The sequence below is a fragment of the Thermatribacter velox genome, assembly GCF_038396615.1.
Classification (GTDB): domain Bacteria; phylum Atribacterota; class Atribacteria; order Atribacterales; family Thermatribacteraceae; genus Thermatribacter; species Thermatribacter velox.
The window spans coordinates 1660760-1675844 of record NZ_CP121689.1; the positions used below are offsets into that span (position 1 = coordinate 1660760).

The window sequence follows — 15085 nt, forward strand, 5'->3', positions numbered from 1 at the left end:
GTTTCAGGGTCTCATTATTTCAGGATCTCTTTATTTCGGGGTCTGTTTGTTTCAGGGTCTCACTGTTTAACCCAAACCCCGAGATTCCGAAACAAGTTCGGAATGACGAACCTACCGTCAGCTCAGCATGAGGGACTTCAGGGTCTTTTGTTTCAGGATCTATTTCGGCATCTCACGTTTTAGTCATACTTAACTGACAAATTTCCCATTTTTGTCATGCTGAACTTGTTTCAGCATCCCCTTATTTCGAGGTCTCTCTGTTTCAGCATCCCCTAAAACCCAAAAAGTAAAGACCTGACCTCGCATCTTTTTCACGATTTCTGGGGTTTTTCTCTTTCTGAAAGGTGCTTAAGTAGAGTGTTTTAATACATCGACAGAAAATGGTTCTCGATTTGTTCTTTGAATGGCTTATGATTGAGTTTTGATGAGGGTTTGAGGGCATTTTTGCTTTCTGTATGGCTTTTTATGCGGGTTTTCGGGTATTTTTGGGGTGGTTGAAGAGTGATTTTTCTGTCGATGTCCGGTAACCGGAAAACCCCTGGGGATCGACAGAAAATTGAAAATGGGTTCTATGGCTCTTGACATGGGGATTAGTTCATGTTTTAATGCTTTCAGATACGCACCTTGACAAGTGAATACCGATTTTAAAAAGCCTTTATTTATAACCCTTTTACGGTTTGTAGCGTCCCTATAAGGGATTGAAACGCCAGTGCATGAGTTTAGGAGCGAAGTACCACAAGGCGTTTGTAGCGTCCCTATAAGGGATTGAAACAGGGAAAGCCCGCTATCGAGCAGGGACACCACATTTGTTTGTAGCGTCCCTATAAGGGATTGAAACTATGCCCACGCTTTTGAACCTTCGGCAACGACAACGCGTTTGTAGCGTCCCTATAAGGGATTGAAACATGGGTGTAGCAAATCCAAAAACCGTTAATATAAACGGTTTGTAGCGTCCCTATAAGGGATTGAAACATTGCATACCTTGCAGCTCTTTCTGCAGCTACTCTTGCGTTTGTAGCGTCCCTATAAGGGATTGAAACAAATCAGAAAGATACATATTGATGAAATAGTATCCGTTTGTAGCGTCCCTATAAGGGATTGAAACGAATAAAATCTCGTGTTGCTGACAATCCCGCACGCTACGTTTGTAGCGTCCCTATAAGGGATTGAAACTCGTAGATGCTGAAATAACAAGGAAACCCTGAAATAATGAGATCCCGAAACAAGTTCGGGATGACCGAAATCGTTGATTTTGGTCAGTTCAGCATGACGTGAGAACGTCATTTGTCAGTTTAGCTTGACGGGCTTTTGAAATCCTGAAACAAGGGATACTGAAACCATGAAACCCCGAAATAAGGAGATGCCGAAACAACAAGGGGAATCTAAGGTTTGTCATGCCGAATTTATTTCGGCATCTCAGGGCTCGGATTAAAGCCAGGCAGGCTGAAATAAAGAGATCCTGAAATAAGGGGATGCTGAAATAATGAGACCCTGAAACAAAGAGATCCCGAAACAAGTTCGGGATGACCGAAATCGTTGATTTCGGTCAGTTCAGGGCGGTGTCGAAAAAGCCGACACCGGTTTAGGGCGGCAACGACGAAACCGATGCCGGTTCAGGGCGGCACCGGCAGAACCGATGCCGGTTCAGGGCGGCACCGGCAGAACCGGTGCCGGTTCAGGATGAATAGGTTATTCTACCTTCAAATAAAAATGCTTAAGCAGTGGGAAGGGGAGAAGACCGGCTCAACGTTGCTCCCTGGAGACCATAGCGTCAATTGTCATCCCCTTCCCCCTTCCTTCTCCCCGAGGACAAAAAGAGAAAATCCCCATGACCCACTCTCTGGAACTTCTTGCCTGGGGAATTGACCCCGGAAGATATGCCATTCAGCTTGCTCTCCGCTCTCCTTCTCAGGTCTACTGCAACCTTTCCCTGCCCATTTCAGCAAAAGGAATCGCCACCTTCCGGGAATTGGTTCCCAGTTCTGCCGAAGTGGTTGTCGAGGGTTTTGGGACCACAGGACGGCTCTTTTTCCTGGAGCTGGCCCAGGAAGGGTACTCCTTCTTTGAACTCAATCCCCGACTGGGAAAACACCTGCGCTTTCTGGTTCGGGAAGGCAGAATCAGCTCCACTCTACCTAAAGCAGTGATGCCGAAAATCTCAACTCAGCACCCCCGCTTGAGGCAGCCTCCTCCCACCTCTAAAAGCGGGGTTTTTTCTTTTGCCAAGAAAAACTAAAAGGATGCAGGGATTGTTCCCCGCATCCGCGTAAGCAACTTCCTCCTCCAGAAGTTTAAGTTTGGACCAGTCCAACCCAAAAACCCTATGTCGCACAATGTCAAATCGGCAACTTATTTGCCCTTCATTCACTTTCAAAAGAGCGGGCTTTTCCGAATGCTCCCTGTAAGCCGGTCATTCCTCTTTCTTCCAACTCTTCCCGCAGTTTTTTAAGCGCCCGGTCCCGGTGCACCTTCACACTGCTTCGCGAAATGTTCAGATGCTTTGCCGTCTCGTTCAGGCTGCGCATGTCGTAAAACAGGCAGTAAATTACCTCCTGCTGCATGGGTGAGAGCACCCGAAAAGGAATCTCAATTTCCCCGCAACCGCTGTCCTCTGCGTCCTCTTTTTCGTATGTTGCTTGCTCAAGCACCCAGGAAAAAGCCTGCACTTCCCTGCGGTGGCGCTTTAAATACAGACCTTCACTGCGGAGCAGTTCTTCGAAATATTCAGCCTCCCGCTCATCCACTTCCTGCAACCTCCCCAAGGTAGGTAAGTGCCAGTGCCACTGCGTCGGCTTCGTGAGTGTTCTTTGCGCTGTAACCCCTTTCGCTCAAAAAGCGCATCACTTCCTGTTTTTTCGCCCTGCCGTTTCCAAGCAGGAGCTTTTTCCAGGTAGAGGGCGCATAGGTTGCTCTCTTTACTCCTCTTTGCTCCAGCACCGCCTTGATAATGCCTACGGCTTCAATGTGTGGGTTTGCGTATCGAGAGCGCTGAAAAGCACCCTCGACTACCGCAACCTCTGGCGTGTATTCTCCGCACAAAGCAGAAACACGCTCTAAAAGTCCAGCATACACCGGTGGATTAGTCCTTATACAGCCTGCGCAAAGGAGCTTACTCTCCTCAAAAACCGCATAACCGCAGTTGCGAGTTCCCGGGTCAAGGCTCAAAATGCGCACCGGAACACCTCAAAAAGCTTCCACCTTTTGGGCTTCGAAAACGTTGACAAGGAGGAAGTAGCGAGGCCGGTTTCCGTCCCAGCGGCTTTCCCAGTCAAGTTCCCCTTCCAGGAACACCTGGTCTCCCTCCTGCCAGAAAAGGATTTCCTCTTTCATCCGCTCCGCAAGCTCACCCCGGATGATGGCCGGGACAAAAACCGTCCCCCGGCTGGTCTTTCCCTCCAGAAACAGCCTGATTTCCGGACCCTGCCCCTCAATCACCAGGGCACGGACGCAAAGCCGGCAGGCAAGTTGTACCCGATTTTCAAAGCTTCTTTCCATCCCTTTATCCTCCTTTCAGACCTCCAGGATTTTGCACATTCTCTCAATGCGTGAAGCAATTCTTTTTCCGTAGCGCGCACACACTTCCGCAGGTGAAAGGTTAGAGGTAATTACCGTAGGAAGCAGCCACTCCATGCGGTGATCAAGGATGCGGTATAAATCATCAAAAAACCAGTCCCGGCGCTCTTCCGCTCCTAAATCATCGAGCACCAAAAGCTCTGCTTCCAGCAAGGGAGTAATTACCTTTTCTTTTTCGCCATCCCGAAAGTGCGCACGCAGGGAAGGCGGAAGCTCCGCACACTTTGCATAAATGCAGAACACACCCTGCTGTAAAAGCTCGTTCACCAGACCTGCTGCAAGGTGGGTTTTGCCTCGGGCAGGAGCACCGAAAAGGTAAATGCCGTTGAGTTCTTTGCTCCGCACTTCCCCAAAAGAGCACAGGTAATCGCTAAAGACCTGGAGCACTTCTTCTTGCCTGGCGTCCCGGGGATGAAAACTGGACAGGGTCCTTTTTGCAAAACGAGGAGCTAGGCGAGACCTTTTGAAAAGCTCCGCAAAGTGCTCCTCTTGCAGCCGGCGGGCTTCCTCTTCTCTGCGCCTCCTCTCTTCTTTCTCTCTTTCCTTGCGGTAGCAGTCACACTGGGGAACGTAACGCAACTTCTCCCCTATTCCGGGAAGCCGAAGCAGATGCTCAGGAAGAGCCTGCTCCCTGAAAGGCCTGCCGCAGAAGATACAGCATGGAGGTGAGGAAACAGGGGTACTCATCAGCTGATTTCCTCCAGGATGAAAAGGCCCTGCTCTTTGAATTCCTGGGGGTGGCTGAGGTAGCGCTCCTCCAGAAACTGCAGAAGCTCTTCACCGGGAATGGAAAAAAGGGCTTTCTCTAAGAAGTACTGCTCTAAGGGAACAATATCTCTGCCGAGCAAAGCGCTCATCGCTTCTTTGATTTTCTTCTCCCATTTCTCTCGTTCAGCAAAAGGTTGGTAAGTTCTTGCTTTCTCTCTCTCATTCTCGTTTTTCCCTTTAGTTAAATGAGAGATAGTTAAATGGTTATAGTTAAATGAATATAGTTCCTCTTCAACCATTGAAGTTTGGCTCTTCAATGGTTGAAGTTTAGGACTACATTGATTGAAGTTTGGCGCTTCACTCATTGAAGTGTGTTCTCCATTGAGCAAAGTGCATTCTTCATTGATTGAAGTGTGTTCTTCACTGAGTGTTTCTTCATTGAGTGAAGTTTGGAGGTAGTAGATACTGTTTCCGTGCATACCGTGCCTTTTCTCCCTCCTGATCAGGCCGCACTCTTCAAGAATGCGCAGGGCTTTTCTCACTGATGCATCAGAGCTTATCCCCGACACTTCCTTTATCCGCCCATAACTGGGAAAGCACTTGCCTTTCCGGTCAGCATGAAAAAGTAGGGCTAGGTAAACTGGAAACACGGAAGGACACTTTCTTTCACAAGCAATTTCCCCCAGCCTCACCACTACTTCATGGGGTAGCTTGATAAAAGTTTGCATTTTTGAGCACTCCTTTCTTTGTGCACTGCACAGTGCAGTTTCTTCCTCCATAAACTACTCAGAAAGAGCGACACAGCTTCCAAAAACTGCACACTTTGGGGACAAGGGGTGCCTTTCGGGGCTAAAAGGCGAGGTTTATCCCTTTGTGGTTGACTTCCCCTACCCTCGGTCTTATAATCTTGACTGTGTCTTGGGAATGAAATACTTTATTTGAAAACAGCTTTCATCAATTTTATATGATTTTTTATACAAAAAGTCAATGTTCTTTGACCAAAATGGAAGTGTGCACCAGAAAAATTTTATGGAGTTGATGAACATGCTTGACAGGAAGAAGCTGGGAGCAAAGCTTAAGGAAATACGCAAAATGCGGGGTTATTCTCTGCGCGACCTGGAAGAGCTGTGTGGGGTTTCCCGAACCACCACTTCGCTTTACGAGCGGGGAAAAATGGAAAACATCAGCTTGGCAACTTTGGAGAAAATCGCCAAAGTGCTGAAAATCGACCTGGGAAGACTGCTTGCTGAGTGCGGAGATGAAAACTTCAAACTCCAGGAAACCAGTGAAGAATTTGACACTCTCTTTTTTGCGCGGGTTTCCGAGCTCTCGCCTCAAGCCAAGCAGAACATTCTCTCGTATCTCGAATTTCTGCTGGAGCAGGAAGGCAAAGGCAAAAAGCAAAGAAGAAAACGCAGAGTTAAGGAGCAAGAAGGCTAATGGTGTTCTGGACTGGATACATCGTGGAAGAGCGGGCGAAACAATTTGACCAGGTGAACTCCCTCCCGGAAGCGGTGATGCTTGCCGAAAGTCAGGGAGTTGTGGTTGACTGGTGGGACCTTGCCGAAGTGCGGGGTATGCTGGTGCAAATTCCGGGAGGCAAGCCCCACATCTGTGTGAACGAGCGCTTGAGCGAGCCGGAACAGGCCCAGGTGGTCCTCCATGAGCTGGGGCATTTTCTTTTGCACTGGAACCACTTCTTCCGCCCCCTCATGCTGGGACACGAACACCAACTGCTCCGGGAAGACCGGGAAGCAGACTATTTTGCCTGGTGCCTGATGAGCGAAAGCCTGCGGGAAGCCTACTTGCAGGCAAAGGAGGGCTGGGAATATCCCTGAGCACGAAACCAGCAATGTGCAAGGGGGGAAATTGGTGCGCAAGTGGCTTTTTCGTGCGCGCAAGCAGGCCAAAAGCCCGCGCGTTACGGGGTTTTGCATGGCCTTGCTCTTGGTAGCCAGTTTGTCACTGACTTTAGGCTGCACCCAGGGTGCACGGGTGCGACCCGGGGAGGAGTTCAGCATTAAAGTCGGCGAGCAGGTGGTGGTTGAAGGAAGCAACGTAAGGGTTTCTTTTCAAGGAATTGTTGAGGACTCCCGCTGTCCGCAGGGGATGGAGTGTTTTTGGGAAGGAGGGGTGATTGCCCGCCTCAAAATCGGAAACCAAGAAATGGATGTGGAAATCGTTGAATCCCAGCTGCCCCAGGAGATGATTTTCGGAGCATACCGGATGGTGATTTTGCGCATTTTGCCTGCCCGAACCTCACCTGAACCCCCGGATGCCAAGGAATACCAGATATTCCTCAAAATAGAACTTAAGGAATGAACCCACAACCCAGTTTTCCCCAAAGCGCAACAAAAGCCCGGCAAGGGGAATGAGAAAAAACCCGGGGTTTGAGCCGAACAAAGCCCTTGCACTAAACAGAAAGCGCTTGATCGCCTTTGTCGGGACCGGACCAACCAAATTAAGCCTCTGAAGAAGGTGCCACAGAGACGCTGGGGGTAATCTCTACATTCACGTAAGCTTCCCTCGTGAAAGGGAAAGTCCACCATTTAAAGGTGGGAGGAAGCTGCCTGGTCTACAGAGGAAGCTTTTTTCAAGTTGCCTGGAAGCTGCTCAACAGTTCTTTGCATATCCTTGGAAATGGGTGCCTGCTTTGTGCAGAGCAGTGCTTTTTGCATCCTGCAGTTTCTCCAGAAGAAGTGATTTGTGAAAGTGGTGAGAATGCAGCTATTTTGTTTTCCAATTCATGGTTTCCTTCCGGGGTGAAGGGCAGCGCTTCAAACCTCCTTCCTCGTTTTTCTGCGGTAAAGATTGGATAGAAAAAATCTATTGTATAACCAGCTCCAGCACTACTTTATCTTCTTCTACTTCGAACTTTAGAATGTTGGCATCAAGCAAGCGTCTTAATATGTTCATCTTTAGGTTTTCCATTTTTGCCAGATATATTTCAAGTGATACATTCGGCGGTATCGGTTCTTCTTCGCGCATTACTGCTTCCTCTATGCCTAACAACCTGCACAAGTCCAAGATATCAGTAACAGCTATTTTGGGTTCCATGCTTTCACCCTTTCTTTATTTTCTATCAATTGCAGTTATGGTAGTTACCAATCCCCTCTTTGATAGGCTCCTTATGCTGAACAAATAATCAACCACCTCATAAAAGAGGCTTTCAATCATTGGATTCAGCAAAACATCCGTATGCATTATTATTTGATAGGTCCGCTTTTTATACAGGTGCTGGTAATCAATAGGTTTTGGTCTACTGATGCTTTCTTTTCCTTCTTTATATGCGCATCCAGCATATTAGATTGCCATCTTTGGTCAGTATCTATCCTTTCGGATAGTTTTCGGGCTACCTTTGCAGATGATAAAAGCAAGAGAGCCCGCCTTTTAAAGGTGAGAGAAATTGCCATTATAACCTTATTATAAATAATGAAAGCAATGAGCAGGAAGCTCAAGCCAAAACTCGGCATTGTCAACTTACAGTGTTGAAGATCACTCTCTACTTCGGGTGATAGGGAAGACTCCAAGAGGTAAAGAGCCTTCTTTTTCGTTTCTGCAGTGCTTCATTACTGTGGGTTTTTCACACTGCCACTTGTTGCAGAAAAGCTCCCGTTTCCTTTGTGCTTTTTGGAAGCTCTCCACCTCAAAGATTTGCCAGTAAATCTTCTAAAGCATTCCCTCCAGAGTCCTTCCAAAATGCGAAAGATATATCTCTCTTTGCTTCAGGATACACTGTAACTGTAATCCAGAGTTTCTCCCGGTAGGAGCTGCCCTCAGAGAAGGAGCAACGCTTCATGCCCTACTTCAGAGCTGCCACCAGACTCACTCCCAAAGCTACCAGTTCCATTTCCTTTTTTCGCTTACGCTCTTTAAACCATATCCCATCAAGGACCAAAGCTCTGTATTCTCTGGAGTGGTTTTCTCTGTCTTGCCTTGAATTCCTGACTTTCTTCTCCATCACCTTCTCCAAAGCGGAAGCACAAACTATTTTAAAATCTAAGCTTTCCCACCATACCTGCAAGGATCGAAAACTCATTCCCCAAGCAAAGGAAAAAGCTTTTCGGCAAGCCTTCAGAACTTGTGCTCATACTTCCCCCTTCCCACTACTTCACTTCGCAGTGTTTAAAGGAGCACTGCATCTTTGGCTCTTACTTGAGCTTTTGCTAAAAGTGATTTAGAGCAATAATGTGCAGTATCCAACCTACGCAACGGCTCCTGAAAAACCTTTAACCCACTTGACCATCTGCAAGAATCCTGCTAAAATGCTTCGCAAAACATTTCGATATTTGGGAAAACGACGAAATGAAAAACGAAGTATACGACCTGGTAACCATCTTCAAAGCACTTGCTGAACCAAGCCGCATTCGCATTGTTCTGGCTTTGAGCCAGGGAGAATACTGCATCTGTCATCTCACAGAGCTTCTGCAGCTCTCCCCTTCCACGGTTTCCAAACACTTATCCATCCTCAGGCAGGCCGGCCTGATTGAAACCCGGAAAGATGGGAAATGGGTTCGCTGTTTCCTTTCGGGAAATGAAGCTTCCCCTACATCGAGGGAAGCCCTGGCGTGGGTCATCAACTTTGCTGGAAAAAGCGAGCAAGCCCGAAAGGACGCCCGTCTTCTAAAAGAAATATGCAAAAGAAGCAAAGCCTGTGAAAATCAGGGCAAGTCAAGCGTCAATTCTAAAAGCAATCTCCAACCCACTCAAAAAGAGGTGATTTCCGATGAAAAATAACACTCAGAATACTCCTCAGGAAGCAAGAACGCTGGGGTTTTTTGAGCGCTACCTCACCCTTTGGGTAGCTTTGTGTATCCTGGGCGGAATCCTGCTTGGAAAAGTTGCGCCCAACGTAGCCAAGACTTTGGACGGTATGGCAATTTACGTTGGTGAAGCCCCGGTAGTCTCTATTCCCATTGCCATTTGTCTCTTTTTCATGATGTACCCCATCATGGTCAAAATTGATTTTGCCAACGTCTTGAAAGCGGGGAAAAACCTCAAACCGGTGGGCTTGACTCTGTTCATCAACTGGGCTGTGAAGCCTTTCACGATGTACGCCATCGCCATCTTTTTCCTGGGCTTTCTCTTTCGGGGACTGATAGGAAGCGAGGCCGTCGATTACGTGAAAATGCCCTTTGGCCTTGACCTTCCTGTAGGTGCTACCTACGGAGTGGGTAGGGTGGTCATGGTTGAAGGGCTGAAAATGCTTGCCGTACCCCTGTGGCGCTCGTATCTCGCTGGTTGCGTGCTTTTGGGCATTGCACCCTGCACAGCCATGGTGCTTGTGTGGAGCTATCTGGCCCGGGGCAATGACGCCCACACCCTGGTCATGGTGGCCATCAACTCCCTGACCATGCTCCTCCTTTATGGTCCTTTGGGAGGGTTTTTGCTCGGCGTGAGCCGTCTTCCCGTTCCCTGGCAGGCACTGCTCCTTTCCATAAGCATTTACGTAGCACTTCCGCTGGTTGCCGGATATTTTACACGAAAAAGCATTATCACAAGGAAGGGCGAAGAGTGGTTCAAAGAAAAGTTCCTGCACCTTTTAACACCCATTACCATCGTTGCGCTACTTATCACTCTGGTGCTCCTTTTCTCCTTCAAGGGAGAAGTAATCCTTGACAACCCCCTCACCATCCTGTGGATTGCCATTCCCCTTTTCATCCAGACTAACTTGATTTTCTGGCTCGGTTACTTCCTGGCCCGGCTTTTGAAACTCAACTATGAAGATGCTGCACCTTCGGCAATGATTGGTGCTTCCAACCACTTTGAGGTAGCCATCGCCACCTCCACCATGATTTTTGGGCTTTCCTCAGGAGCTTCCTTAGCCACCGTGGTGGGCGTACTGATTGAAGTTCCGGTGATGCTTTTGCTGGTGCGTATTTGCTTGCGAACCAGCCACTGGTTCACCCGGGAAGAAGAGGTTATGGTGGCTCGAGAAGCCTTTGAGGAAGCTTGAGAGTAAAACACGAAAAAAATTGCAAAATTTTTTCTACCACCCCTTGACAGAGTAATCAGGGGGTGGTATTATTGCTTATGCCACGGGTTCTGAGGAATCAGAAAACCTGAGGTTCGGGAAAAAGAGCTTAAGCCCGCAAGGGAAAAGCTCGAAGCTTTCCGAAAGGAAAGCAAAAGCCTGAGCCTGAAGCGTCGAGGGTGTTTAGTGAAAGCTGGATTCCTCGACGAGAAAAGGTTGGAAGGTTCGTTGGAACCCGTGGTTTTTTTGTATCAGAGTTTTCCGTTACCAGAATTATGTGCCTATGTGCCACTGCGTGCTGGCATTATTCCTCGCTTGTTCCCAAACACTGGCGAAAAACACCAGAGAAAATGCCACAGCTTTTAAACCCTGCTCGGCACATTGTGCATATGGCCTCCCCCGGCTATGAAAGAATGGACTTCCGCCTTCATTGAGGGAGCGCACCCAGATATAAGGGTTACCTCCCAAAATCCGTGCAAGCGGCTTCCCTCTCCAGAGGCTTAAGTTTAAGCCGACCCAGCCCTACGACCCGATCAGAGTTCAAGCCAAGCCCTTTCCTCTCCTGACTCTTTCATACCACAAGGCGCAGTATCCAACTCTTGCAAGGGTTGGCTCTCTCAGTGAAACACTGTGAAGAGAAAGTGCTCCGCTTGGTTGAGGGTATAGCAGAAGCTTCGGCAAAAGCTTTAGAAAACCTCAGGCAAAGGCAAGTTCTTTGCCCTACTCCCCGGGCAATCCGATGTTGGGGCTCCAAGTATTAAGTATCCAAGCCATTCACATCCTCCAGGTTAAAGATTCGCGACTCCAAAAGCTGTGCCGCCTCTTTCCCACCCACCTTTCTCGGATACACCTCACTACACAGTTTTCCATACCGATTAAACGGTGTAGCGAAGCTGGCTTATTACTCAAAGATTGAACCTCTGGGCTGGATAGTGATCACCAGGCATCAAAAGGCAGGAAATTATCAGCTTTACCAAATACCCCAAAAATGAAATCGGGTCTATACTTCAAACAGCGAACAGCTCGCACAAGTTGAACTTCACAAGAAAAATCAATGGCTCGAGAGTGCTAACCGACCACTCCACCAAGAAGCTCCAGAACCTGTTCTCCAGTCCTGGTATCCAGGGCCCCAGTAGGCTCATCAGCCAGGAGTAGCTGGGGATCATTTAAAAGAGCCCGGGCAATGGCCACCCGCTGCTTTTGACCACCAGAAAGCAGGGTAATCCGCTTGTAAACGGAGTCTTTGAGCCCCACTTGTTCCAGGAGATACAGCGCTCACTCGACGACTTCCCTGCCCGGCCTGCCGGAGTGAATCCAGTAGGGAATGAGTACATTCTCCAGGGCGTTCCATTCAGGGAGCAGATAGTGGAACTGCAACACAAAAAACCGATGAAGCGGTTTGGGAAGCAAACTTCAGCATCCCAGGGTTTTAGCATTTCTTTGCTTTAGGATTTCCAAAGTCCGTCACGTAAAACTGACAAATTTCACGCTTTTGTCATACTGAACCGGCAACGGTTTCGTCGTTGCCGCCCTGAATCGGTGTCGGTTTTTTCGACACCGCCCTGAATCGGTGTCGGCTTTTTCGACACCGCCCTGAATTTATTTCAGGGTCTCGTTTCTCGGCATCTCCTTGTTTCAACACTCCCTTCTTTCACGATTTTTGAACTTTTTCTCTTTCTGGAAGTCCTTTCTTTTCTTGCTTCCAATACATCGACAGAAAATGGTTCTCGATTTGCTCTTTGAAGGGCTTCTGATTGAGTTTTGATGAGGGTTTGAGGGCATTTTTGCTTTCTGTATGGCTTTTTATGCGGGTTTTCGGGTATTTTTGGGGTGGTTGAAGAGTGATTTTTCTGTCGATGTCCGGTAACCGGAAAACCCCTGGGGATCGACAGAAAATTGAAAATGGGTTCTATGGCTCTTGACATGGGGATTAGTTCATGTTTTAATGCTTTCAGATACGCACCTTGACAAGTGAATACCGATTTTAAAAAGCCTTTATTTATAACCCTTTTACGGGTTTGTAGCGTCCCTATAAGGGATTGAAACGGCAACGGATTTGGAGTCCTGGGCTAAATGCACCATGGTTTGTAGCGTCCCTATAAGGGATTGAAACACCCACTCATCCCTGACTTGAGCTGGGATGGAGAGGTTTGTAGCGTCCCTATAAGGGATTGAAACCACAGAGGAGTTTACCGCTACTGTTGAATATCAATAGTTTGTAGCGTCCCTATAAGGGATTGAAACCGAAGGTCTCTCATGCCGTGCCGGTGATCTCCCCCGTGTTTGTAGCGTCCCTATAAGGGATTGAAACCGCGTTGTTTTGTATTTTCTTCTCGGCATCCTGGTTGTGTTTGTAGCGTCCCTATAAGGGATTGAAACCTTTTTACGGAACTGAAAGCCCTTACGGTCCTAAAGTTTGTAGCGTCCCTATAAGGGATTGAAACTCCCATATAATTTCCCCTCTCATAAAAAAGCCTATTTCGTTTGTAGCGTCCCTATAAGGGATTGAAACATCGCCTGGATCAAGCGTGCCCAGGAGGTTTTCATCGTTTGTAGCGTCCCTATAAGGGATTGAAACTGCGGAGAATATTCTCGTTGTTGTCGACGAAGCCTCGTTTGTAGCGTCCCTATAAGGGATTGAAACCTGGAAACCCTTCCCTGGTTTCAGGATGCCTTAGAGCGTTTGTAGCGTCCCTATAAGGGATTGAAACAGCCCACAAAAAGGGGGATTCAAAATGTACATTTATTGTTTGTAGCGTCCCTATAAGGGATTGAAACCCCCCAGGCATATTTAAAATGGCACTTCCTCGCCAAGGTTTGTAGCGTCCCTATAAGGGATTGAAACCGGCAAGAAGTGGGAAGTGTTTTTACCAAAAGACGCGTTTGTAGCGTCCCTATAAGGGATTGAAACTAGCATAAACAGGTGTATATAAATCATCAAATTTTTCGTTTGTAGCGTCCCTATAAGGGATTGAAACATTGCTGGTGAATTGATATTAACGGCATATATACCACGTTTGTAGCGTCCCTATAAGGGATTGAAACAAACGAACTGAACAAGCGCCTCTCCTTTGGTTCTGCGTTTGTAGCGTCCCTATAAGGGATTGAAACGCGGGAATGATGTTATTAGGATTATTGACCCCTCGATGTTTGTAGCGTCCCTATAAGGGATTGAAACCTAAGGGTTTTGGGGAGTACGACATTGCAGAAATGTGTTTGTAGCGTCCCTATAAGGGATTGAAACCATTTCTTGAGCTTTCTGACACCCCGTCATCTTATGCGTTTGTAGCGTCCCTATAAGGGATTGAAACGAGTTTTGCAGCACACCGAACAGCTCGGGTGGAACACGTTTGTAGCGTCCCTATAAGGGATTGAAACCTGTTTGCGCTTCTCCTCGACCCATTCCGGCGTAATGTTTGTAGCGTCCCTATAAGGGATTGAAACAGGGAAAGCCCGCTATCGAGCAGGGACACCACATTTGTTTGTAGCGTCCCTATAAGGGATTGAAACTATGCCCACGCTTTTGAACCTTCGGCAACGACAACGCGTTTGTAGCGTCCCTATAAGGGATTGAAACTCGATAACATGGACATGTATTGCGATGAAGTTTCGGGTGCAACAGTTTGTAGCTTCCCTATAAGGGATTGAAACTAGTTTGCGACAACCCTAATTGCATTCGTCGAACCCGTGTTTGTAGCTTCCCTATAAGGGATTGAAACAATGTTTCCCAGCAAGCAGCGACAGCGCATACTGCAAGTTTGTAGCTTCCCTATAAGGGATTGAAACGCCTGTCTAATTTCTCGTCCGTTTCCCATTGCTTCGTTTGTAGCTTCCCTATAAGGGATTGAAACGCCATTGTGTCACTCTCCTTTCTTATTTTTTCCACTGTTTGTAGCTTCCCTATAAGGGATTGAAACGAAACATTGCTAATTGCTGACGATACAGCGTTCTTTATGTTTGTAGCTTCCCTATAAGGGATTGAAACTCAAGAACCAATAGGTCAACTTCCTGCACCGCATCAAGTTTGTAGCTTCCCTATAAGGGATTGAAACTCGGATAATACCCGCAATCCCTGTCTTCTCCAAACCTGTTTGTAGCTTCCCTATAAGGGATTGAAACTCTTCAGTATCTTCCCACCTGTTAAGTCTTCTATAGGTTTGTAGCTTCCCTATAAGGGATTGAAACCTTCCCTTGCTGCGTGTAAAAACTCTCCCCAGGTCCTGTTTGTAGCTTCCCCAGGAGGAATGACAGCGTCAACTTATTGTATTGTAGGTACATTTTCTGAAAATCCTCTTCTTTTCCATTTGCACTTTGAACATGGCTTCTTCTTTCCTCTTGAATCTCACATTCATCCAGAAGGTATGGTGTGTTACTCCTAAAATCAAGTCATGCTTTATTCCCAGCTTGAAATGTCACCTTCTTCTTTTTTCAGGACCCCTTCCAGGGATGACCTTGGGGTGGAATATGTTTCTTCTTTAAGTTGCTTACAGGTTGGTTTCTCAAAGGCCTGGTAAGGGATTACTTTACCTGTTAAGCAAAGCTGCAGGGTACCTTCTAAGGTTTCACATACCTATACCCACCTCCCAGCATAGCTTCTGAAGCTGTGAGCAGAGAGTAGCTGGTATATTCTTCCCTCATAGCTAATGGTGTTGTCTTTTCTGACCTTTCTTCGCTGTTTGATGGAAAAGACCAGGGAAAGGTCTACCCCTTTGGGAATCTCCCGATAGACACTTTCCACTGGGAGGGTGTAGTGCTGGTTACACCAGGGAAGAATCCATCTGAACCAGAAGTCCTGCTTTGGGCATTCTTCTCTTCTGCAATGGACCTTTC

15 protein-coding genes and 2 CRISPR repeat arrays are annotated in these 15085 nt (G+C 47.4%); of the genes, 6 read left to right on the top strand and 9 right to left on the bottom strand.

The features are described from left to right. The first annotated feature begins 675 nt into the window (after positions 1–675). Positions 676–1173: a CRISPR direct-repeat array (repeat unit 30 nt; unit sequence GTTTGTAGCGTCCCTATAAGGGATTGAAAC). A gap of 655 nt (positions 1174–1828) precedes the next feature. Beyond that, the gene (locus QBE54_RS08235) at positions 1829–2236 is read left to right on the top strand and encodes a hypothetical protein (RefSeq protein WP_369017716.1); all 408 of its coding nucleotides are present in this window, start codon (positions 1829–1831) and stop codon (positions 2234–2236) included. A 124-nt stretch (positions 2237–2360) separates the two neighbouring features. On the opposite strand, the gene QBE54_RS08240 is transcribed toward QBE54_RS08235, so the two are convergent. From QBE54_RS08240 to QBE54_RS08260, 5 genes are read right to left on the bottom strand one after another with little or no spacing between them, the layout of a single operon-like run. After that, on the bottom strand, positions 2361–2744 hold the full coding sequence (locus QBE54_RS08240; protein ID WP_369017717.1) for an RNA polymerase sigma factor: 384 nt from the start codon (positions 2742–2744) through the stop codon (positions 2361–2363). Then, complete coding sequence (locus QBE54_RS08245) at positions 2737–3174, bottom strand: crossover junction endodeoxyribonuclease RuvC (protein WP_369017718.1); 438 nt, start codon at positions 3172–3174, stop codon at positions 2737–2739. Before QBE54_RS08245 ends, QBE54_RS08240 begins: the two co-directional genes overlap by 8 nt. A 9-nt stretch (positions 3175–3183) precedes the next feature. Continuing rightward, on the bottom strand, positions 3184–3495 hold the full coding sequence (locus tag QBE54_RS08250) for a hypothetical protein (RefSeq protein ID WP_369017719.1): 312 nt from the start codon (positions 3493–3495) through the stop codon (positions 3184–3186). A gap of 15 nt (positions 3496–3510) precedes the next feature. Beyond that, on the bottom strand, positions 3511–4260 hold the full coding sequence (locus tag QBE54_RS08255; protein WP_369017720.1) for an ATP-binding protein: 750 nt from the start codon (positions 4258–4260) through the stop codon (positions 3511–3513). Further along, on the bottom strand, positions 4260–5009 hold the full coding sequence (locus QBE54_RS08260) for a helix-turn-helix domain-containing protein (RefSeq protein ID WP_369017721.1): 750 nt from the start codon (positions 5007–5009) through the stop codon (positions 4260–4262). The genes QBE54_RS08255 and QBE54_RS08260 overlap by 1 nt, the downstream gene beginning before the upstream one ends. Positions 5010–5268: 259 nt before the next feature. On the opposite strand from QBE54_RS08260, the gene QBE54_RS08265 reads away from it, so the two are divergent. The 3 genes from QBE54_RS08265 to QBE54_RS08275 are packed head-to-tail and all read left to right on the top strand — an operon-like array spanning position 5269 to position 6603. Beyond that, positions 5269–5721: a helix-turn-helix domain-containing protein gene (locus QBE54_RS08265; protein WP_369017722.1), complete on the top strand. Its 453-nt coding sequence runs from the start codon at positions 5269–5271 to the stop codon at positions 5719–5721. 2 nt (positions 5722–5723) lie between these two features. Continuing rightward, positions 5724–6119: an ImmA/IrrE family metallo-endopeptidase gene (locus tag QBE54_RS08270; RefSeq protein WP_369017723.1), complete on the top strand. Its 396-nt coding sequence runs from the start codon at positions 5724–5726 to the stop codon at positions 6117–6119. 34 nt (positions 6120–6153) lie between these two features. Next, the gene (locus QBE54_RS08275) at positions 6154–6603 is read left to right on the top strand and encodes a hypothetical protein (RefSeq protein WP_369017724.1); all 450 of its coding nucleotides are present in this window, start codon (positions 6154–6156) and stop codon (positions 6601–6603) included. Between the two features lie 504 nt (positions 6604–7107). Here QBE54_RS08275 and QBE54_RS08280 read toward each other — a convergent pair. Next, on the bottom strand, positions 7108–7338 hold the full coding sequence (locus QBE54_RS08280) for a hypothetical protein (RefSeq protein WP_369017725.1): 231 nt from the start codon (positions 7336–7338) through the stop codon (positions 7108–7110). Positions 7339–8083: 745 nt separating this feature from the next. After that, positions 8084–8320, bottom strand: a complete 237-nt coding sequence (locus tag QBE54_RS08285) for a hypothetical protein (protein ID WP_369017726.1) — start codon at positions 8318–8320, stop codon at positions 8084–8086. A 266-nt stretch (positions 8321–8586) separates the two neighbouring features. On the opposite strand from QBE54_RS08285, the gene QBE54_RS08290 reads away from it, so the two are divergent. Continuing rightward, entirely contained in the window at positions 8587–9018 is a 432-nt protein-coding gene (locus tag QBE54_RS08290; RefSeq protein WP_369017727.1) for an ArsR/SmtB family transcription factor, read from the top strand. Next, the gene (arsB, locus tag QBE54_RS08295; RefSeq protein ID WP_369017728.1) at positions 9008–10237 is read left to right on the top strand and encodes an ACR3 family arsenite efflux transporter; all 1230 of its coding nucleotides are present in this window, start codon (positions 9008–9010) and stop codon (positions 10235–10237) included. Before QBE54_RS08290 ends, arsB begins: the two co-directional genes overlap by 11 nt. A gap of 1086 nt (positions 10238–11323) precedes the next feature. Here arsB and QBE54_RS08300 read toward each other — a convergent pair. After that, positions 11324–11509: an ATP-binding cassette domain-containing protein gene (locus tag QBE54_RS08300; RefSeq protein ID WP_369017729.1), complete on the bottom strand. Its 186-nt coding sequence runs from the start codon at positions 11507–11509 to the stop codon at positions 11324–11326. A 21-nt stretch (positions 11510–11530) separates the two neighbouring features. Continuing rightward, complete coding sequence (locus tag QBE54_RS08305) at positions 11531–11665, bottom strand: hypothetical protein (protein WP_369017730.1); 135 nt, start codon at positions 11663–11665, stop codon at positions 11531–11533. 606 nt (positions 11666–12271) lie between these two features. Next, positions 12272–14507: a CRISPR direct-repeat array (repeat unit 30 nt; unit sequence GTTTGTAGCGTCCCTATAAGGGATTGAAAC). Positions 14508–15085 lie beyond the last annotated feature (578 nt).

Coding starts and splice junctions, on each gene's coding strand:
- QBE54_RS08290 (WP_369017727.1), top strand. CDS start 8,587: ATGAAAAACGAAGTATACGACCTGGTAACCATCTTCAAAGCACTTGCT.
- QBE54_RS08260 (WP_369017721.1), bottom strand. CDS start 5,009: ATGCAAACTTTTATCAAGCTACCCCATGAAGTAGTGGTGAGGCTGGGG.
- QBE54_RS08235 (WP_369017716.1), top strand. CDS start 1,829: ATGACCCACTCTCTGGAACTTCTTGCCTGGGGAATTGACCCCGGAAGA.
- QBE54_RS08280 (WP_369017725.1), bottom strand. CDS start 7,338: ATGGAACCCAAAATAGCTGTTACTGATATCTTGGACTTGTGCAGGTTG.
- arsB (WP_369017728.1), top strand. CDS start 9,008: ATGAAAAATAACACTCAGAATACTCCTCAGGAAGCAAGAACGCTGGGG.
- QBE54_RS08255 (WP_369017720.1), bottom strand. CDS start 4,260: ATGAGTACCCCTGTTTCCTCACCTCCATGCTGTATCTTCTGCGGCAGG.
- QBE54_RS08265 (WP_369017722.1), top strand. CDS start 5,269: ATGTTCTTTGACCAAAATGGAAGTGTGCACCAGAAAAATTTTATGGAG.
- QBE54_RS08285 (WP_369017726.1), bottom strand. CDS start 8,320: ATGAGTTTTCGATCCTTGCAGGTATGGTGGGAAAGCTTAGATTTTAAA.
- QBE54_RS08250 (WP_369017719.1), bottom strand. CDS start 3,495: ATGGAAAGAAGCTTTGAAAATCGGGTACAACTTGCCTGCCGGCTTTGC.